Here is a 21695-nt window from a genome sequence, read left to right on the forward strand (position 1 = left end):
AGCATTATGAATTTTGATTTACAATATATGTTGGAAATTTCCCTACAAATCGCAAAATTTATTCCGATCACTCTAGTTTTAGCCATCATTTCGATGGTTTTAGCCATTATTATCGGACTTGTAGTAGCCTTAATAAGAAATAGTACTATTTTTGGAATCACCCATTTGGCAGGCTTATATATCTCTTTATTTCGAGGGATGCCAACATTGGTGCTTTTATTCATCATTTACTACGGTTTACCACAGTTATTCCCGTCGTTGTCAACGATGGAAGCAATCACGGCGGCGATCATTGGATTTAGTTTGAAAGAATCCTCCTATTTAGCAGAAATTTTCCGAGCTGGATTGAATTCCGTGGACAAAGGGCAGATGGAAGCGGGCCTTGCAACTGGCATGAAACGAGTGCAGATTTACTCGCGAATCATTTTACCACAGGCTGCTTTAAATGCATTGCCAGCAACAGGAAATACATTTATATCTTTGATTAAAGAAACGTCCCTTGCCTTTACATTAGGAATCACGGAACTATTTGCAGAGGGAAAAATGATTGCATCCGCTAACATGCGCTTTTTCGAGACGTATTTGGTGGTTGGCTTGATTTACTGGCTATTGGTTATTCTTTATTCTTGGATACAAAAATATCTGGAGATTTGGCTCAGCAAACCACTTAGAAGGTGATCATATGATAAAAGTAAGAAACTTAACCAAACATTTTGATGATAAACAAGTATTGAACGATATTAACTTGGATATAAAAACCGGGGAAGTTGTCGCCATTATTGGTCCTTCGGGTTCTGGAAAATCAACGTTATTACGCTGTCTGAACTTGTTGGAAAAGCCCAACAGCGGCACCATAGAAATCAAGGATGTAAAATTGGATACCCAAAAATATAAAGAGAGAGACGCGTATCAATTAAGACAGCAAACAGCGATGGTATTCCAACACTATAACCTATTTAAAAATAAAACGGCCTTAAAAAACGTGATTGAAGCGTTGCTTGTCAGCAAAAAGATGAAAAAAGAGGAAGCCATTCAAATCGGCGAGGATTTATTGAAACGGGTTGGCTTAGAAAAACAGGCAAAACAATACCCCGCTACCTTATCTGGTGGACAACAGCAGCGTGTTAGCATCGCTAGAGCTTTAGCTGTAAAGCCACATGCCATTTTATTTGATGAACCTACCTCCGCTCTTGACCCTGAATTGGTTAATGAGGTTTTGCAAGTAATACGGGAGTTGGCAAAAGAAGATACCACTATGGTGATTGTGACGCACGAAATGCAATTTGCGAAGGAAGTCGCGGACCATGTCATTTTCATGGCTGATGGACATATTATCGAACAAGGCACCCCAGAACAAGTAATTGACCATTCTCTTAATCCGAGAACGCAGCGTTTTTTACGGCAAATGGGAGATGAATCAGACGGAGCAGCCAGGTAAAAAAGGAAGTGGTGTGGATGAACACGGAAATGTTAGAAGAAGCGATCTATTATTCTAATCCTTTGGAAAATGAGTTGGTAAAAAATGCTGCCATCGAAGGAATGCTTGATTATCTAGCTGTTTCCTATCAAACAAAATCTGAGAAAGAGATTACGATTTTAAAACAAATCATTTTGGATGAAGGCGGAAATGGAAAGAGTTACTTGATTGGAAGTAACATTCAAGCAACAAGGGCCCAAGCAGCACTCTTCAATGGCTTTCAAGCTCATTTACTAGATTATGATGATGTACATTCAGATGTAAGAGGCCATCCAAGCGCAGTCATTTTGTCTGCTTTGTTAGCGGTGGGAGAACCAGAAATGCCCGGGAATCGTTTTTTAGCTGCCTATGTGATTGGTGTGGAGATTATGGCTCGGTTTGGCGAAGCTATGAACCCCTATCATTATACAAAAGGTTGGCATAATACAGCTACACTAGGCGTGATAGCTGCTGCTGGGGCGATTGCATACTTACGGGAATATCCTCCACGTTTAATAGCTGAAACGATGAGTCTGGCCGCTACGCAATCGGCGGGTCTTCGGCTTCAGTTTGGTACTGTGGTAAAGCCACTCCATGTAGGAATTGCTGCTAAAAACGCTGTGGATTCAGCGGATTGGATTCGTGCGGGATTACATAGCAACCCAGACTTCTTAAATGGAAAGAACGGTTTCTTTGAGGTATATGCGGATAATGGAGTTCCCGATTTGACAGTAAATTGGGGAAAGACATGGCGTATCGTTACACCAGGGTTATGGTTTAAACAGTACCCTTTTTGTTCTGCTGCTGCACATGGCGTGGAAGCAGCTGTTTTTTTACAAAAGAAGTACGATTTGTCGGATGAAGATATTCAATCGGTGAGTGTTTGCTTTCCTCCAAATGGTGATTCCGCTTTGATACATCGTAACCCCGCGACTGGTGAAGAAGGCAGATTTTCGATCGAGTATATAGTATGGCTCGCGCTCTCAGGCAAACCGCTGACCTTTTCATCTTTTGAATCGAAACCTATTCCCTCTACATGGAGAAAATCTTTTCAGAAAGTAACTAGAGAGATAGATGTAACGACCAAGCCTTCAAAGACAGCACTCCCAGTGGGACGATTTACAATTGTGAACGTGACCACAACAAGTGGGGATGTGCTTTCGAAACGAACCGATACACCTAAAGGAAGTCCTGGGAATCCTTTAACTAAATCCCAACTAAAAGAGAAATTGCTTCAAGCCGTAGGAGATGACGTAAAGACAGAAAAAATAATTGCATCTGTCCATGCACTAACTCACACAGAACTTGGTGTTTTTCAAGAAGCAACTACAGAAGCTGAATGATAGTATTTTAGGCGGACAGTGTTTATATACTGTTCGCCTATTTTGTATACCTAGCAATATTGGCTGCTCATTAATCCTAAGTGAATTTACTCGTGAGTTTTACTGATTTACTCGTGAGTTTTGTTCCTTTACTCGTGAATTTTACTGATTTACTCGTGAGTTTCACTAATTTACTCGTGAATTCACCAGCCAACAAAAAAAGAAGCGCCATAATCGTTTTTATGGCACTTCTTTTTTCTGTTTAAGGTAATACCGACGAACCCATCAAGTAGCGGTCTACTTCCCTTGCTACTTCACGGCCTTCATTGATGGCCCAAACAATTAGGCTTTGCCCTCTTCTTGCGTCTCCAGCAGCAAAAACACCTTCTACATTCGTTCTGTATTCGCCATAGACAGCATCAATTTTTTGATTGACGGTTTCTACACCAAATTGAGATAAAAGCGGCTGTTCTGTTCCTTCAAATCCGATTGCGATGAATACAAATTGTGCAGGCCATACTTTTTCCGTTCCCGGGATTTCTTTAAAAATGTATACTCCATCTTCCCCTTTAATTTTTTCCATTGAAATCGTATGCAGTTCTTTTACGTTGCCATTTTCATCGGCGACGATTCTTTTAGTTTGGATTGAATATTGGCGCGGATCTGCACCAAATTTCGCTTCCGCTTCTTCATACGCATATTCAAGTGAAAATACATTCGGGTAGGCTGGCCACATATTATCGGAAGTCCGAGCTGTCGGCAGGATAGGATGCTTCCCGAACTGTACGACACTCTTACATTCTTGGCGAAGAGCAGTAGCAACACAGTCAGCGCCTGTGTCTCCTCCACCAATTACAATGACATCTTTACCTTTTGTATTTAAAAATTGACCATCTTCAAAGTTGGAATCCAACAAGCTTTTAGTCGAAGTCGTTAGGTAATCCATCGCTAAGTGAATGCCTTTTGCTTCGCGCCCTTCAATTACTAAGTCACGTTGCTTTTGAGCACCTGTACATAGGATAACTGCATCATATTGATTTTGCAGTTCTTCTGATGAAATGTCTTTTCCAATTTCCGTATTCGTGACGAAATCGATACCTTCCTGGTTCAATAATTTGATTCGACGCGCAACGACATCTTTTTCAAGCTTCATGTTCGGAATGCCGTATGTTAATAGCCCGCCTGCACGGTCTGAACGCTCATAAACCGTGACCGAATGACCTGCTTGATTTAACTGATCAGCACTTGCTAATCCAGCAGGGCCTGAACCGATGATAGCAATTTTCTTTCCGGTCCTATATTCGGGGATTCGAGGTGTGATCCAGCCATTTTCAAACCCTTTATCGATTATAGTACGTTCGATGTTTTTGATGGCAACCGCAGGATCATTAATCGCAACCGTACAAGACCCTTCACAAGGGGCCGGACAAACGCGGCCCGTGAACTCAGGGAAATTATTCGTTTTCGTTAAACGGTCTAATGCTTCTTTCCATCTACCGCGGTAAACCAAATCATTCCACTCTGGAATCAGATTATGAATCGGGCAGCCCGTTGTGACTCGGTTCAATTCCATGCCCATATGGCAGAAAGGGGTGGCGCAGTCCATACACCGCGCTCCCTGTGTACTTAACTTTTCATCAGAGAAAGGAGCTGTATACTCTCTCCAGTCGCTTAAACGAGTGAGAGGATTCCGGTCTTTTGGCTTTTCTCGCGGATAATCCATAAATCCTGTTGCTTTTCCCATCTTTCTCTCCCCTTCCTTACTGCATCACAGCTTGTTTTGTGGTTTTTTTATCTTGAACGGCATTTGCTTGAAATGCACTCATAACCGCTTCTTCGTCCGTTAGACCTGCATGCTTTTGCTCTTCGATACTTTTCATCATCCGTTTGTAATCTTTTGGAATGACTTTTACAAATTTCTTAACGAAATCGTCCCAATTCTCCAGTACATAAGAAGCTTTGGCGCTCTCTGTATAATGTAGATGGCTATGGAGCATTTCTTTTACTTCGTTCACATCATTTATATCCTCAAGTGTCTCGAATTCTATCATTTCTACATTGCATAATGCCTTAAATTCTTCTGCATTATCTGCAAGTACATAAGCGATACCGCCTGACATACCTGCAGCAAAGTTTTTGCCGACATCCCCTAGAATTACCACTCGCCCGCCTGTCATATACTCACAGCCGTGGTCGCCGATTCCTTCAACAACAACATTGACACCGCTGTTCCTAACCGCAAAGCGTTCTCCAGCACGTCCATTAATGTATGCTTCGCCGCTTGTTGCGCCATATAAGGCGATATTTCCGGCAATGACATTATCTCCTGCCTCAATCTGATTACCAGTTGGTGCCGTGACAATGATTTTACCGCCGGATAAACCTTTCCCAACATAGTCATTGACATCGCCTGTTAAATACATCGACATGCCTTTGGGAATGAATGCACCAAAACTTTGGCCTGCTGATCCTGTAAAACGGAGTGTAATCGTATCTTCAGGCAACCCTTCTTCTCCATAACGTTTGGATACCTCACTACCGACAATCGTTCCGACTACACGGTTCACGTTCGTAATCGGGAAGCTAACATCCACTTGGGTTTGATCATCTAAAGCAGGTTGCACAACCGGTAAGATCTCCCGAATATCTAAGGATTCTTCAATTTTATGATTTTGAGGACGTTGGAAAGTACGAATGCCCTCTGGTTGGAAAAGAAGTGTCGTTAAGTCCAGATGTTTAGCTTTCCAATGCTTTTGAGCGCGTTCACTCACTTGTAAAACATCGGTGCGGCCAACCATTTCCTCCAATGTTCTAAAACCAAGCTCAGCCATTGTTTCACGAACTTCCTCAGCGATGAAGCGCATGAAATTTACTACATGATCCGGATCTCCTGCAAATTTACTGCGGAGCTCAGGATTTTGCGTGGCAACTCCGACCGGACATGTATCCAAATGGCAAGCACGCATCATTACACATCCAAGGACAACAAGTGGTGCAGTTGCAAAACCAAACTCTTCCGCCCCAAGGATCGCTGCCATAACTACATCGCGTCCCGTCATTAACTTTCCATCTGTCTCAAGGACTACACGACTACGAAGGCCGTTCAGCATCAACGTTTGGTGTGCTTCTGCAAGGCCTAGCTCCCAAGGAAGACCTGTATGTTTAATACTCGTTTTAGGCGAAGCACCTGTACCGCCGTCATATCCACTGATAACAATAACATCCGCAGCACCCTTGGCCACACCTGCTGCGATCGTGCCAACACCTGCTTTAGAAACAAGCTTGACGCTGATCCGTGCATCGCGATTTGCATTTTTCAAATCATGAATTAACTGTGCCAAATCTTCAATCGAGTAGATATCATGATGTGGTGGTGGTGAAATCAGACCAACACCCGGTGTAGAGCCACGAACTTCAGCAACCCACGGATAGACTTTGTTCCCCGGCAGCTGACCACCTTCACCTGGTTTCGCACCTTGCGCCATTTTAATTTGAAGCTCATCTGCATTGACAAGGTAATGACTTTTCACACCAAAACGCCCAGATGCAATTTGCTTAATCCCACTGCGGCGGTTATCACCGTTTTCATCCAATTGATAACGGCTTGGATGTTCTCCGCCTTCACCACTATTGCTTTTTCCGCCTAAACGGTTCATCGCAATCGCTAATGTTTCATGTGCTTCCTGACTCAAAGAGCCAAATGACATCGCCCCTGTTTTAAATCGGCTGACGATGGATTCTACGGATTCCACTTCATCTATAGAGATACTTTGGCGCTTCTGATCGAATGAGAATAAATTACGTAAAAACCCGAGTCTCTCTTCATTCGCCAAGTTTGAATATTGTTTAAATAAACTGTAGTCACCTTTTCGGCAAGCCCATTGAAGTGTATGAATCGTTTTGGGGTTGAAAGCATGATGTTCCCCTGTTTTTCTCCACTGAAAGTCACTTCCGCTTTCAAGCGTCTGATCATAAGAATCTGCTGCAGCATTTTGGTGACGAATTAACGCTTCTTCTGCGATAGTTTCTAGCTCAATCCCGCTAAGCTGTGAAGCCGTACCACTGAAATAACGTTCAATCACGTCTGCACTGATTCCTACCGCTTCGAAAATTTGAGCTCCGCGATAACTTTGAATCGTTGAAATACCCATTTTCGACATCACTTTTACGATGCCTTCTGTTAAGGAGCGAACGTATTTGTTTACCGTTTCTTCGTAGCTGATGGATAAACTGCCTTCTGATACAGCCTGCTTGTATGTTTCAAAGGCAAGATACGGATAAATGGCATCTACCCCATACCCGATAAGTGCCGCAAAGTGATGCACTTCCCTTGTTTCTCCTGTTTCAACGATAATGCTCACTTTCGTACGATTTCCATGACGAATAAGCTCTTGATGAAGGGCGCTTGCAGCCAATAAGGAAGGTATAGCAGCCTTTTCTTTGCTCATATTTTTGTCAGACAAAATTAAGAGACTAACGCCTTCAGCAATCGCTTGTTCCGCTTCACGGCAGATTCGATCCAGTTCGCTCTCTAAATCTTCTGAAAATAGAGTTTGAATGACCTTGCTTTTGAATTCCGGATATACAATTTCTTTTAGCTGCTTCATCTGACCTGGCGTCAAAACAGGTGAATCCAATTGAATCCGGCGGCTGTTTGTTTCATTTGGATTCAGAAGATCTCCTTCCGCACCTAAGAAAGTCATCGTTGACGTGACAATTTGCTCACGAAGCGAATCGATTGGCGGATTGGTTACCTGTGCAAAGGATTGCTTGAAATAGTTGAATAACGATTGCGGACGGTCAGATAAGACCGCAAGCGGGATGTCATTCCCCATGGAACCTAATGGATCTTTACCTTCCTTAATAACCGGCAGTAGATATTTTTGAACATCTTCATACGTATAGCCAAACGCTTTTTGTCGGAAAAGTAAATCAGACAACAGTTCCTCTTCAACCACTTGTTCCTCGTTATTTAATTGAACAAGCTGCTCGTCCAGCCATTGCTGGTAGGGATATTCCTGCGCCATTTCGGATTTGATTTCTTCATCTGAAATAATGCGGCCTTCCTCTAAATCTAGTAAAAGCATTCTACCTGGGCTTAAACGATCTTTATATAATACATTCTCCGGCTCCACATCGATCACGCCGACTTCAGAGGAGAAAATAATGTAATCATCTTTGGTCACATAATATCGTGCTGGTCTTAAACCATTACGATCTAAAATGGCTCCAATTTGTTTCCCGTTCGTAAAGGAAATCGCCGTTGGACCATCCCACGGTTCCATCAGCATGCTATGATATTCGTAAAAAGCCTTCTTTTCCTTCGTCATATGTGGGTTTTCTGTCCATGGTTCAGGAATAAGCATCATGGCTGCATGCGCCGGTTTACGACCTGCAAGTACGAAGAACTCAAGTGCATTATCAAGAATCGAAGAATCACTTCCATCTATATCTAATATAGGAAGGACCTTTTGCAAATCATCTCCAAATGCTTCTGAAACAAACTGCTGTTCACGCGCTTTCATCCAGTTTACATTTCCTCTAAGCGTATTGATTTCACCATTATGAATCAGGTAACGGTTTGGATGTGCCCGTTCCCAACTTGGAAATGTATTTGTACTGAAGCGGGAATGTACTAAAGCAAAAGCCGACACAAAATCCTCTTGTTGAAGATCAAGATAAAAAGCATCTACCTGCTCTGGTGTCAACAATCCTTTGTACACAATCGTAGTACTTGAAAGACTAGCAAAATAAAAACGATTACCACGTTCACGAGCCCAGTTTTCAGCTTGTTTTCTAATAATGAATAGTTTACGTTCAAAAGCTAAATCGTCGGATATCTCCTCACTAGCCCCAATGAATACTTGGCGGATCGTCGGACATGTCTCCTTGCCGACCTCTCCGATTTTTGCTACATCGACGGGAACCGTTCTCCAGCCTAAAAGCGTTTGTCCCTCTTGTTCTATAAATGCATTTAGACGTGCTTCAATCTCATTACGTTCCAAATCATTGTTTGAGAAAAAGAGCATCCCCACACCATAGCGCCCTTTAGCTGGCAAATTCATTTCCGGGCATGCCAGTCTGAAGTATTTATCAGGAATTTGCACCATTAATCCTGCGCCATCTCCTGTAAGGGGATCGCTTCCTTGTCCTCCACGATGATCTAATTGACACAGCATCTTTAGTCCTTGTTTGACGATGTCATGTGTAGCAAGCCCTTTTAAATGAGCGTATAAACCGATCCCACATGCATCATGTTCAAATTCAGGATGGTAGAGACCTTGTGCCTTTGGTATTTGATTGTATGTCATATTAATCGCCCCCATCGTATTCTTATACCGTTATTTCACTTACATTTAATTCTAGGTTTTCAAATCAATATAAACAATATATAATTCTATTAAAATCTATCTCATATTGAGATGGATGAATGGAGGATGAATAAATGGAACTACGTCAGTTACGTTATTTTGTTGAAGTCGCTGAAAGAGAACATGTCTCTGAAGCCGCAGCGCACCTGCATATCGCACAATCAGCAATCAGCCGGCAGATCGCCAGACTAGAAGATGAACTTGGGGTCCTTTTATTTGAAAAAGCAGGCCGTAATATTCAGTTAACTCCTATTGGTAAAATATTCTTAACTCATGCAAAAACGGCAATAAAGGCAATAGAATATGCAAAAGATCAAATAGAAGAATTTTTAGACCCTGAACATGGAACAATTAAGATCGGCTTTCCTACAAGTCTCTCCACCCAATTATTACCTACCGTTATTTCCGCATTTAAAGATGAGCAGCCTAATATCGGGTTCCACTTAAGACAGGGTTCGTATTCCGCATTAAAGGAAGCTGTCAAAAACCGCGAAATCGGATTAGCCTTTCTTGGCCCAGTTCCAACACAAGATCCAGATATCGAAGGCCATATTTTATTTACAGAAAACATTTCTGCTTTACTTCCCATCTCCCATCCATTAGCTGATAAGAAGAGTTTGCGACTTAGCGACTTACGAGACGTTCCATTCGTATTGTTTCCAAAAGGATATATTCTCCATAGCATTGCGATCGATGCATGCAAGCAGGCAGGATTCACACCGATCATTGCCTCAGAAGGTGAAGATATGGATTCCATAAAAGGACTCGTATCAGCTGGAATCGGAGTCAGCCTTCTACCTGACAGTACCTTTTATGAAGTAATTCCTAGACTAACTGTAAAAATCCCGATTGATACACCTGACGTCAAGCGGACAGTTGGTATCATCACACCTAAAAACAGGGATTTGGCTCCTTCCGAAAAAGTATTTTACCAGTTTGTCAAAAAGTTTTTCTCGATTCTAGAGCAGTACCAATAATTATTCCAGAATAATATAAATGAATGATACTTACTCAATGCATAGCTCTTGCATAGCCTATTTCCACTTCAATATTGAGAGTATATTGAAAATGGATTAAATATGTGATTGAAATGATGGAACTTTTGAAAAATCGCCCTTCTTCCAAAACTAGCAATTTCGTCAATTGGATTAATGTTCAGTAGATCAGTGTGATGGAAGATAGGAAATTTGAGGTAAAAAGACAGTTGGCCGAGGCACGCAGGAATTCAATCCTAAGTTGCCGAGACCACTGTCTTTTTCTTGTTCTGCCTTTATTTCGGAGTTTGATCAAGCTTGCCGTTGAAAAAACGGAAAGCTTTTCTCTATAAGTAATCTAAGCTAAAATGCAGGTCGATTTTGATCCTCTTTTTTCAAAAGACAACCTTACCAAGAGCCCACTTTACGAATAACGTATCAAGATTATTTGTTCAGGAGGAGTTTATATGAAACCCGCTCATTCACACCTTGCTTGGCACGAAACACTTGAACTTCATGAATTGGTCGCCGCCCAGTCCAATGCACTTATGAAATTGAAAAAAGCTTATCCAAAAGTAAAAGATCCCATTTTAAAAACGATTTACAAGCAAATGATTGATACACTAACTCAAAATATTATGGATTTGCTAAAATTTTATCCGTTGGCACCTAAAACAGAGAGGGATGATGAGGAGGAAGAACAAAGAGACAATATAGCAGCCACGGCTGCCGGAGATTTGCTAGGCTTGGCCAAATCATCTATCAACAATTATGCTACTGCCCTAACTGAAACGGCCACTCCTTCCCTTCGAAAAGTATTTAAAAAGCATTTAAATGGAGCTATTGATAACCATGCCAAAATTTTCAACTATCTATACGAAAGAAACCTATATCCTGCTTATGACTTTAATCAACTGCTTCAAAATGACGTGAATGTAGCTAATAAGGCTCTTTCCCAACAATTCTAAACACAAAAAAGGTAAGTGCACCGAATGGGTGTCCGCTTGCCTTTTTCTCACTTTCCGTTAAATTGCTGGGTCCAGTAGTTTCAATAGCAAACTATGGGACAGATTCGCTTCATTAATATGTTATAATATTAAATAATTGTTTATTATTGGATTACGAATTAAATTTTGGGGGAGAAAATAATAAAAAAAGTATTTCTATCAATCATGATATCCCTGCTCTCATTTTCTTTAGTTGCCTGTAAGAATGCTGAACCGAAATCTGAGACTTCTCTTTCTGTTTCTAAGTTGACTGAAAGAGAAAAGTCCATCCTTACGAATACAAGTGAACACTCCTTTCTTATCGATTTTGATGTTGATGATACATATAAGAAGATGTCCGTTTGGGTCGAAAAATATGAAGCTGGCAAACTTGTTGAAGATGAAATGGGCCTCATGACAACTGGGATTAAAGATAATGGTACGATCATCTTTACAACATCTAAAACGCCCGAAAAACAAAATCTATCGATGTTTAATATCAGTATTCAAAGTGATGATGGTGTGTCTACAGCTACTTATTTAGAAAAGATTGAAGAGAAAGATTCCATCGTAACCGGCAGTATTGAAACGATAAATATGCTGAAAACAAACAAGCTCGTATTAGCGAGTATTTGCTATTCAAGCGGACATGAAGGCATGCATTCTCTTTCTACGGATTTTTATAATGATATGGATAGTCACATAAACGAATTAAAAGATTACGATGTTGTCTATCTTCTGAGAAGTGAATTTACTAAATAAGCTTTTTAGATCTGAATCTAGGGGTATCTAAGATGTTCATTAGCCATGTTCTTTCATTCGTTCTCCCCTAAAGGTTAGGTTATTAACTTTAAGGGTTTTCGTATAGGTTATTTCTATTTCTATTGATTAAATTTACTTCTACCATACAGTTCGAGATTCTATCCTCCCTTATACAGAAAAAAAGACAGCATCCTCGGCTGTCTTTTTTTAATATCTAATAATTGTTATTCTTCAACTTCTATCGTAAATCTATAGGCAGTTTCAGCCATGAAAAAATTATTTTCATTTTTATTCTTAGTTGGGTCAGGTATTATAAAACTTGTAAATTCATATAGTCCTGGTTTATTTGGTGCTATGATGTGAAACGTTCCATATCCTAGTTTTGTTGGTTCATTTTTTAATAACAAATATGTTTTTTCATCCATATTAATTTGATTCCAGTCTAACATCGATAAAATCAAATAGTCTTCTACGTCTTGATATCCTCCTGCTCTATATGCAAGTTTTACTTTTTCCCCTTTTTTAACTTTCAATGAATATGGAGGAAACATCGCCTGATTATCACTTTTAAAATCATTATTTATCATTATTCCTTGAAATTGCACATCCATAATTTTCATTGGATTAGAAGGTTTTTGAATTAATGAAATTTTCCCTTCACCTTCATTGAGAACAAGCTCGTAATCTATTGTTACTCCAAATGTATTGGTCATAGCTTTTATAGTTTTAGCATTTTTTTCAGGAGAAGCATACACTCCTACTGTGATTTTATGTGATTTATTATCCTTTTTTATATCTTTTGTAAGATTCAAGGGGATATTAATGGATTTTAAACTTTCTAGTTGAAATGTATATGACGGATTGTACTCTTCTTCATCTCCAGCTTTAAACTTAATTTCCTCATAATCATAAAATACTTTTAAGATATATTGTCCAGTATTCCCTCTGTTATTGAATTCTATCTCCAATTTATCTTGTGGTGTTTCCATTGAAATTTGACCGTTGAGTTGGCTATCTTCTTCACTATTGGATTTTTTTAATTGTAATCCATAGCCCGCACCAAGTTCTATATCTTCCTTCGATAAATTGGATATTTCGTTGTCATTTTTTATAGATTTAGTAGCCAAATCTTTCTTGTCTTCTTTCAAGAATATAAAAATGATTGCTATTATAGCTAACAATAAAAGAGTGAATGCCACTATACTTTTATTATGTTTCTTAAACATGGCATTGTTCCTCCTATTAAAATATCGATTTTAATTTATAAAAAGTGCAGGGTCATTTGACTCTGCACTTTTTATCCAAAAATCAGTGTAGAATAATTGCTAAGTATTTTAGAATTTTATATTTGTAGTTCTAACCTGCCATGCCGATGTCTTAGTCTTCTTGATTTGATGACTGCCATGGAATTGTGCTTTTTCTGTTGACGCAACAAGTTTCGATGTACTTACTTTACTTGTATTACTTTGTTGTGCCCATCCAGTTGTAGAAGTGCTAGTTCCATTATTGTTAACGTCTACTTTAGCTCTAAGAGATGAAGCGGTGCCACTCTTTGCTGAAGTAGAAGCTACAGCACGGGGTTTTAGACCAATTGGGTTTGAACCTGAAAGTTTAGCATTTCCTACTGATGCACTTATTTCACCAGATGCTGAGTAAGTTGAGGATTCATCTAATATACTAATATTAGCCCCTTCTATTTCAGCCTCCGCTGCGCTGGCATTGATGCCAGATACTGATGTTAAGGTTAAACCTACTACTAATGTTGCTAATACTTTTTTCATTACGATACCTAATTTTCCATATTTTTATTACACTTCCATAATAATACATAAAATTCATTATCACAAAACAAATGTAATATTTTATAACATTTAATAAAAATATGTCATAATATAGACATAAAATAATAAATTTACGAAAATATTGTAATCTTATCAGATTTTGTGTAGCTGTGTCTTTTTAATGAAATGCACCCAAAATAAATGGGGTTAGCAATATATGGTACGGGCGAAGTAAGTTTGAGTGCGATCAAGGCAGAAAAATAACAGGATGTAAAATTCGTCAAGCACTGCGGGCACTAAATCCGCTTGGCCAATTAGCAATTGTAGGTGGTACGCCTGAGATGAATATTAATGTCCATGTAGAATTATCAATTGTTTATTCCTGAATTAGTTGAGTACTACAAGTACGGATTGTTCCCGTTTGATAAATTTGTTAAACCCTATGACTTCGATAAAATAAATGAGGCATTTGAAGATTCAAAAAAGGGGTAGCTATCAAGCCAATTGTTAAAATTAGCTTATATAAACGAAGGAATTTAGCCTGTTATCTTTTATAACGCTTAATAAGGGCTTACTCAAATAAACAGTAACGCCGCCTAAACAAAAAACAGCCGTTTAACATAAATGTTAAACGGCTATACTTTTTATTTTTTATGCTTCTTAACCGTTACTTTTTCTTCTTAACCGTTACTTTTGCTGCTTTACTTGTATTGCCAGCTTTATCTTTTGCTGAGACATATAATACAGAACCTGCTTTTTTCTTGCTGATTTTAACAGAGAATTTCCCATTTTTATCAGCTTTAGCTGTGCCGATATTTTTATCTTGGTACTTCACCGTAACAGTTGAACCGATTTCCGCTTTACCAGTTACGGTGGTGGATTTATCGTTTACTTCATTCACTTTAGGTGCACTTGGAGCTGTTTTATCTTTAACCGTTACTTTTGCTGCTTTCCCTGTATTGCCAGCTTTATCTTTTGCTGAGACGTATAATACAGAACTTGCTTTTTTCTTGCTAATTTTAATAGAGAATTTTCCATTTTTATCAGCTTTAGCTGTGCCGATATTTTTATTTTGGTACTTCACCGTAACAGTCGAACCGATTTCCGCTTTACCAGTTACGTTGGTGGATTTGTCGTTTACTTCGTTCACTTTCGGTGCACTTGGAGCTGTTTTATCAATTACAGTCACGGTTGCTGCTTTACTTTCACGCTTTGCCAAGTCTGTAGCTGTGATTGAAAGCTTAGTCCCCGCTATTTGTTTGCTGATTTTTACTTTAAAATTCCCCTTGCTATCCGTGTTTCCTGAACCAATTACTTTTTTTGCATTATTTTTGATCGTGATTTTCATGTCGGCTTGCGATTGACCAGTTACATACGTATCTTTGTCACTGACAGCCTTAACAGTTGGCTTATTAGGTGTTTCACCCTTCTTCACAAACACTTTGATTGAAGAGACTGCTAGTTTGGAAGAATCAGATATATTCACAGTAAGAAGTTGACTTGCTTTTTGGACTGGAATCTTAATACTGAACGTTCCATTGGCTGCAGTTGTCGTTTTACCAAGCGTTTGCTTTCCATTTTTCACTTCGATTGTCGAACCTTTTTTTGCTGATCCTGCAATTTTTGTTTGCGTATCAATTAATGGATTAACTTTAGCTTGTAAATCCACTGTACTAAGTGCACTATAAGCATTCAGTCTTCCAAATCCCGATACGATATCTTTTCCAATAGGTAATTCTTCTACTGGATATTGGATTTCACCTTCCTCAGGTTGGTAGTCCTCATACGGATCTACATTATCTTCTTCTTCAAAAGCAACATATTCGGATGTCTCGTGAAGAATTTCTCTTACATCATTTAATTTCAAACCAGGATTCCCGGATAATAACAAGGCAGTAGTTGCAGCAACATGAGGAGCTGCCATTGATGTACCATCCATGTAGGTAACATTCCCATTCGGTACAAGGCTTGGAATGCCTGTCCCTGGAGCAACCATGTCTAATTTCGCGCCATAATTAGAATAATCCGATACTAAATCAAGGGCATTGGTTGCACCGACGGAAATGACATATTTAGAAGATGCAGGGTAAGAAAGACCTTCCATCCCATCATTACCGCTTGCTACGACAACCATTACATTTTTGGCAGCAGCATCTTTCAAAGCATGTTCAATTGTTCTGCTGTATTCTCCACCTAAGCTAAGATTTATCACCTTGGCGCCATGGTCCACAGCATATTTAATGCCTAATGCAATTTTCTCCATGTCTCCATATCCTGAAGAATCGAGAACCTTCACAGGCATGATTTTAGCTACTGGATTAATTCCTTGCATGGAATACCCATTATCAGCTTTGGCAGCGATAATCCCAGAAACATGGGTACCGTGACCATTGTCATCAACGGCATTTCCTTTTTTATCAATGAAGTTCTTTCCTAAATCCATGCGAACTGTATCTTTCAAATCCGCCAGGGAATCATCAACACCTGTGTCAACAACTGCTACTAATGTATCCTTTAAATTACGTTTCTTAATAAGGTTTTGCAGTTTTTCGTTATCGATGTCTGCTCCCTTATAGCCCTCTTCTCCACCGGGGTTATTTAAAGACCATTGATACGGTGACTGAATATCGGCTGAAAGTGCTTTGTACGTTTTAACCGCTTCGATATATTCCACTTCTGGAAGTTTCTCAATATTCGATAGAGCTGCTGTGCTCATTTTAGCTTGATTCTTTAACTCAACAACGTACATATCATCATACAGAACCTCTTGTTTCTTAGGTGTCGATAATGTTGCATATCCTTTTCCTTGTACCTTGGATTGGACTGAACTTAAAGACTTCCCAGGTTTAAGTTTGACAATATATTTGTTCTTTGTATTCTTCGAAGTTGGAAGTTCAATTCCTACTTTGCTTGCGATATCGACGATTCTCTCACCTGCAAGCTTATCAAGGTTGATTTTCTTTGCAATGCTGTTCATTTCTTTTTTCAATCCAGCTGGAGCGACGTCTGCTGTCTTATTAAATAATGCTTTAATCGCTTCTTGCTGTTTGTTGCTAATGACTGCCGTACTGCTTACTCCATTTTCATTAAGATCCTCAATTAGAGGCTTAAGGACGACTAAATGATTATAGACAGCTTCTCTAGATGTTTTATTACTAGCCAAATGAAGAGCTAGGAATGGAGAGGCTTTATAGTATAAAGATGAAAGGCTACGTCCCTCAGATGACTTCGTGAGAACTTCGTCTCTAAACACGCGAAGTGTTTTCAACATAGATTCTCCCGTTTTCTTATCGGTTACGCTTACTTCAACTGGGCATGATTCGAGATCCATCTCTTCGTCCCCAGCGGATGGCGGTAGCGTTACAGAATGAGCATTGATAGAGTACTCAGCTTCATTTTTAGCTTCTGGTATAGGATTTCCCTCTTCATCCGTTTCACCAAAATATTCAACTTTAACATAATACGTGCCTTCCCAAGCATATGGGAAATCTACAACAGCCTTTTCATCAGGATAAGCAGAGGCCATGTAATTACTCTCATCTTGTTCTGCTTTTTCTTTATCTTGATAAACGGAAATATTCAAGATTTGCTCCGAATTGACTTCGAACTCAATATGGGAGAATTTTTGTATTTCTTCTGCTGTCGGTTTAATTTGGTACCATTGAACATCCGGTTTTTCAAACTTCCCGACTAAAGTATCTCCATTTTTAATCGGTTTTACGTTCTCAATGGGTGATACAGGATTTGGTGCAGCTTGAGATTGTTGTGGAACCATCAAGCTGAAAATCAGTGCAAAAATAAGTACAAACGCTGTAAATCGACTTACACTCTTAAATTTCACAGTTTCGCCTCCAATAAATAGTAAAAAATTACATCACTATACCAAACTATCATACTGTAAAATTTTATCAACCAATTTTTTCCCTTTTTCATAAAAAATGCTTGATATTACTGAACATTTTGCTGAAAAATGGTTCACATGTACCAATTAAGCAATCTCTAAATGTCCAAAAACAGTATTTTCCTCAAAAATATTAAATGAAATTCACTTAGGCTTCCAATAACTAGTTGATGATTTCAAAATCTGATATTTAATACCGGAAATCGACTTTTATCATAGAAATCACAAAATATGTCGAATTTCAGTTTTATTTCTGCTCATGAAAAAAAAGCTGACCCTGCACAAGACATGCGGGCCAGCTCTCAACTATTTAGTTTGCGACAATGTTGACTAGTTTTCCTGGTACAGCAATGACTTTACGGATGGTTTTGCCATCAATTTGTTCTTTGATGGAGTCATCGCCCATCGCAATTTCTTCTAGTTTTTCTTTCGTTGTGTCAGTTGGAACCATTAATTTGGCTTTGACTTTTCCGTTGATTTGGATGACGATTTCAACTTCGTTGTCGACTAGCTTAGCTTCGTCAAACGCTGGCCATGTTCCGTATGTGATGCTTTCAGAATGGCCAAGTTTAGACCAAAGTTCTTCGGCGATATGCGGTGCAACTGGCGCAAGCAATTTCACGAAGCCTTCGATATATTCTTTAGGAAGCGCATCTGCTTTGTAGGCATCATTGATAAATACCATCAGCTGTGAAATCGCCGTATTGAATTTCAATTCTTCATAGTTCTCGGTCACTTTTTTTACCGTTTGATGATACACTTTTTCAAGCTTTCCGCTGTCATCAGTATCAGCCATTTTATCTGTAATCGTGCCGTCTTCGCTAATTAGTAAACGCCAGATACGATCAAGGAATCGGCGCGAACCGTCCAATCCGTTTGTCGACCAAGCAATGGAAGCGTCCAATGGTCCCATGAACATTTCGTACATACGAAGTGTATCGGCACCATGGCTTTCAACGATGTCATCTGGGTTTACGACATTGCCCTTTGATTTACTCATTTTTTCATTATTCTCTCCAAGGATCATTCCTTGGTTGAATAGGTTTTGGAAAGGTTCACTCGTTGGTACGATACCGATATCGTACAAGAATTTATGCCAGAAGCGAGCGTACAATAAGTGAAGAACTGCATGCTCAGCACCGCCAATATAAATGTCGACTGGCATCCATTCTTTTAATTTTTCCGGATCTGCAAGTGCTTCAGTGTTGTCCGGATCAATATAACGAAGGAAGTACCAGCTGCTACCTGCCCATTGTGGCATTGTATTCGTCTCACGGCGGCCTTTACGTCCGTTTTCATCCGTTACATTCACCCATTCTGCAATGTTCGCAAGCGGTGATTCACCAGTGCCTGAAGGCTTGATGTCTGTTGCTTTCGGTAAAATCAATGGTAGTTCTTCTTCTTTCACCGCGGACATCGTGCCATCTTCCCAATGGATGATTGGAATCGGTTCACCCCAGTAACGTTGGCGGCTGAATAACCAGTCGCGAAGACGGTACGTGATTTTTTTCGTGCCGATTTCTTTTTCTTCCAGCCATTTGATCATGGTTGAAATGCCTTCTTCTTTATTCAATCCATCTAGGAATTCAGAATTCACATGAAGACCGTCGCCTGTGTATGCTTCTTTTGTCACATCTCCACCAGCTACAACTTCTTTAATTGGCAATTCGAATTTAACAGCAAATTCATAATCACGTTCATCATGCGCAGGAACGGCCATGATAGCACCCGTTCCGTAGCTGATTAACACGTAATCAGCAATCCAGATCGGCATTTTCTCGCCATTGACTGGATTTATTGCATAAGCCCCTGTGAACACGCCTGATTTATCTTTTGCCAAGTCTGTTCTTTCCAAGTCGCTTTTATGTTTCACTTCATCTAAATATGCGTCAACTGCAGATCTTTGTTCCGTAGTCGTAATTTTATCAACAAATGAATGCTCTGGAGCCAATACAGCATACGTTGCACCGAATAAAGTATCCGGACGAGTCGTAAACACCGTGAATGTTTCATCGTGGCCATCGATATTGAACGTCACTTCCGCTCCCTCAGAACGGCCAATCCAGTTACGTTGCATATCCTTAATGTTCTCCGGCCAATCCACATCATTCAAATCGTCGATCAAACGGTCTGCATAAGCTGTGATTCGAAGCATCCACTGCTTCATCGGACGGCGCTCAACCGGATGGCCTCCACGCTCACTTTTTCCATCGATGACTTCTTCGTTAGCCAAAACCGTGCCAAGTGCCGGACACCAGTTCACAGCTACTTCATCAATATAAGCAAGACCCTTTTCATATAATTTCAAGAAGATCCATTGCGTCCATTTATAATATTCAGGGTCGGTCGTGTTGATTTCGCGGTCCCAGTCATAAGAGAAACCAAGCGCCTTGATTTGACGGCGGAATGTGTTGATGTTGTGTTCCGTAAATTCCGCTGGGTCATTCCCCGTATCAATCGCATACTGCTCTGCCGGAAGTCCAAAAGCATCCCAGCCGATTGGATGTAACACATTATACCCCTGCGCCCGTTTCATTCTTGCTAAAATATCACTTGCCGTATAACCTTCAGGATGCCCAACATGAAGACCCGCTCCTGATGGGTATGGGAACATATCAAGCGCGTAGAATTTACGTTTTCCGCTCTCTTCCCCCGTTTTAAATGTCTTATTGCCCTCCCAATACTGTTGCCATTTTGTTTCTATACTTCTATGGTCAAAACTCATTTGATTTCCTCCTAATTTCCGTATAAAAAAACAATAAAAAAACCCCTCATCCCAAATAGGGACGAGAGGATTATGTATATCTTCCCGCGGTACCACCCACATTGGCGATACTTAAAAAACCGCCCAGCTCAAACATCCGTAACATGGATTAAACGCCAGGCATTACTATTACCTTCACACCTGTAACTCCAAGGCGAGTTCACAATCATTCCAGGTTGACTTGCACCATCCGTCAACTCTCTATACTGGTTCTAATCGCTACTGCTCCTCATCATAGTCTTTATGAGAATATTTGATTATATTACATTCTAGTCAATTTTACCGATAATTGCAATAGCCGTTCACCAACATTATCAACAGGTTTCTCATTATATATGCATATTTGAGAAAAATCGTTCGAAAATAAATAGGAGGCTATGCATCCATAGCCCCCATTCTTACTTTAATGACGCAGTAAAATCATCTCATTTTTCAGTTCATTCAACTGCTGTTGCATCCGAGCAAGCATATCTCGTTGTTGGGCATTCGAACTGGCATACAATCGTTCCATATCCGTCAAAGCCTCTTCGATATATCTTTGCGAATTTTGAAATTGTTCATCATCATAATGCTCCTGCCGTGAGGCCTCGTTAAATTCAAACTCTGCAAAATGGAGAGCCCCTTCACATTGCTCTAAAAAATGATCGATGGATTGTCTGGTGGCCATTTCAAACCCTCTCCTTCGCGTCTCATTTGGATGATTCGGAATCATCTCGATTAGTTTGAGCAAATAACGAGTGGATTATCAGTTTTTTTGAGGAATCATTATTTATCCCAAAATTTCTCTCCTTGATGGGAAATAAACTGATCAATCCATTCGGCAAAGCCCATATGAAGTTTCTCGCCTTCTTCAAAATCGTCTATATGTCCTTTTACCATTAAATAATTCTTATCGCCTTTCGCAACGGCTTCCCCATCAATCACGATATTATCTTGATAGATGCAGGCAATCTTATAACATCCTTCGTAGGAGTCTTCATATGTGTAATTAATAATATCATCCAGGCTGTATAAATCATTTTCTCCCCCGGATTCGAGGTTATCGAACAGACGGCATCCATTCGTTATTTTCAAAAATTCTTTATAATCATCGGGCAGCAGCAATCCAGTTTTCTGTTCAAAGGAATGAATTTGTTCGTCCGAGGCAGGTGAATTGAAGGTACAAGTGGCTTTATATATAAACCCATCTTCATTTACTTCGATCACCTGATTATTTTCGGCTAATTTCTTTTTCATTTGATTAATTGCTTCTTCAACTTGACCAGTCATGTCCATCAGCTCCCGATTGGATTTATCATTCACTAGATATACTGGCATTAGTAGCCAATGTTTAACCTTCAAGTATACATTATACGCTTATTTTTAGAAAAAAGACCTA

14 protein-coding genes, 1 pseudogene and 1 other annotated feature are annotated in these 21695 nt (G+C 39.8%); of the genes and pseudogenes, 7 read left to right on the top strand and 8 right to left on the bottom strand.

All coding sequences use genetic code 11. The annotated features are described in order from the left end of the window. The first annotated feature begins 6 nt into the window (after positions 1-6). From JFV29_RS24535 to JFV29_RS24545, 3 genes are read left to right on the top strand one after another with little or no spacing between them, the layout of a single operon-like run. Positions 7-678 (top strand): amino acid ABC transporter permease, encoded by a 672-nt coding sequence (locus tag JFV29_RS24535; RefSeq protein ID WP_201186962.1) that lies wholly within the window; start codon positions 7-9, stop codon positions 676-678. Between the two features lie 4 nt (positions 679-682). Continuing rightward, entirely contained in the window at positions 683-1438 is a 756-nt protein-coding gene (locus JFV29_RS24540) for an amino acid ABC transporter ATP-binding protein (RefSeq protein WP_201186964.1), read from the top strand. A 17-nt stretch (positions 1439-1455) separates the two neighbouring features. Further along, positions 1456-2799, top strand: a complete 1344-nt coding sequence (locus JFV29_RS24545; RefSeq protein ID WP_201186966.1) for an MmgE/PrpD family protein — start codon at positions 1456-1458, stop codon at positions 2797-2799. Positions 2800-3040: 241 nt separating this feature from the next. Here JFV29_RS24545 and gltD read toward each other — a convergent pair whose 3' ends face one another. Together gltD and gltB are read right to left on the bottom strand one after the other, a co-directional pair. Beyond that, positions 3041-4522, bottom strand: coding sequence for a glutamate synthase small subunit (gene gltD, locus JFV29_RS24550; protein WP_201186967.1), 1482 nt, complete (start codon positions 4520-4522; stop codon positions 3041-3043). Positions 4523-4538: 16 nt separating this feature from the next. Then, positions 4539-9089: a glutamate synthase large subunit gene (gltB, locus tag JFV29_RS24555; protein ID WP_201186968.1), complete on the bottom strand. Its 4551-nt coding sequence runs from the start codon at positions 9087-9089 to the stop codon at positions 4539-4541. A 134-nt stretch (positions 9090-9223) separates the two neighbouring features. Between gltB and JFV29_RS24560 the strand changes: the two genes are divergently transcribed. From JFV29_RS24560 to JFV29_RS24570, 3 genes are all read left to right on the top strand, one after another. Beyond that, the gene (locus JFV29_RS24560) at positions 9224-10126 is read left to right on the top strand and encodes a LysR family transcriptional regulator (RefSeq protein ID WP_056521145.1); all 903 of its coding nucleotides are present in this window, start codon (positions 9224-9226) and stop codon (positions 10124-10126) included. A gap of 464 nt (positions 10127-10590) precedes the next feature. After that, on the top strand, positions 10591-11091 hold the full coding sequence (locus JFV29_RS24565; RefSeq protein WP_201186969.1) for a spore coat protein: 501 nt from the start codon (positions 10591-10593) through the stop codon (positions 11089-11091). A 204-nt stretch (positions 11092-11295) separates the two neighbouring features. Beyond that, entirely contained in the window at positions 11296-11871 is a 576-nt protein-coding gene (locus JFV29_RS24570) for a hypothetical protein (protein WP_201186970.1), read from the top strand. A gap of 224 nt (positions 11872-12095) precedes the next feature. Here the strand turns inward: JFV29_RS24570 and JFV29_RS24575 are convergent, their stop codons facing one another. Both JFV29_RS24575 and JFV29_RS24580 read right to left on the bottom strand, forming a co-directional pair. Continuing rightward, complete coding sequence (locus JFV29_RS24575; protein WP_201186971.1) at positions 12096-13097, bottom strand: hypothetical protein; 1002 nt, start codon at positions 13095-13097, stop codon at positions 12096-12098. A 108-nt stretch (positions 13098-13205) separates the two neighbouring features. After that, positions 13206-13652, bottom strand: coding sequence for a hypothetical protein (locus tag JFV29_RS24580; protein WP_201186972.1), 447 nt, complete (start codon positions 13650-13652; stop codon positions 13206-13208). 369 nt (positions 13653-14021) lie between these two features. Here JFV29_RS24580 and JFV29_RS31810 point away from each other — a divergent pair. Continuing rightward, positions 14022-14209, top strand: a pseudogene (locus JFV29_RS31810) (hypothetical protein); the annotation flags it as partial. 110 nt (positions 14210-14319) lie between these two features. On the opposite strand, the gene JFV29_RS24585 reads toward JFV29_RS31810, so the two are convergent. The 4 genes from JFV29_RS24585 to JFV29_RS24600 all read right to left on the bottom strand — a co-directional run bounded on the left by JFV29_RS24585 (position 14320) and on the right by JFV29_RS24600 (position 21634). Beyond that, positions 14320-17493 carry an Ig-like domain-containing protein gene (locus JFV29_RS24585; protein ID WP_201186974.1) on the bottom strand — a complete coding sequence of 1058 codons (3174 nt, stop codon included), beginning with the start codon at positions 17491-17493 and terminating at the stop codon, positions 14320-14322. Between the two features lie 370 nt (positions 17494-17863). Next, on the bottom strand, positions 17864-20278 hold the full coding sequence (gene leuS, locus JFV29_RS24590) for a leucine--tRNA ligase (RefSeq protein ID WP_201186976.1): 2415 nt from the start codon (positions 20276-20278) through the stop codon (positions 17864-17866). Positions 20279-20332: 54 nt separating this feature from the next. Further along, positions 20333-20562, bottom strand: a binding site (T-box leader). Between the two features lie 158 nt (positions 20563-20720). Beyond that, positions 20721-20984: a DUF2524 family protein gene (locus JFV29_RS24595; RefSeq protein ID WP_201186978.1), complete on the bottom strand. Its 264-nt coding sequence runs from the start codon at positions 20982-20984 to the stop codon at positions 20721-20723. Positions 20985-21082: 98 nt separating this feature from the next. After that, positions 21083-21634 carry an SMI1/KNR4 family protein gene (locus JFV29_RS24600; RefSeq protein WP_201186980.1) on the bottom strand — a complete coding sequence of 184 codons (552 nt, stop codon included), beginning with the start codon at positions 21632-21634 and terminating at the stop codon, positions 21083-21085. Positions 21635-21695: the final 61 nt, after the last annotated feature.

It is taken from the genome of Peribacillus sp. TH16 (assembly GCF_016651095.1).
GTDB lineage: Bacteria > Bacillota > Bacilli > Bacillales > DSM-1321 > Peribacillus > Peribacillus butanolivorans.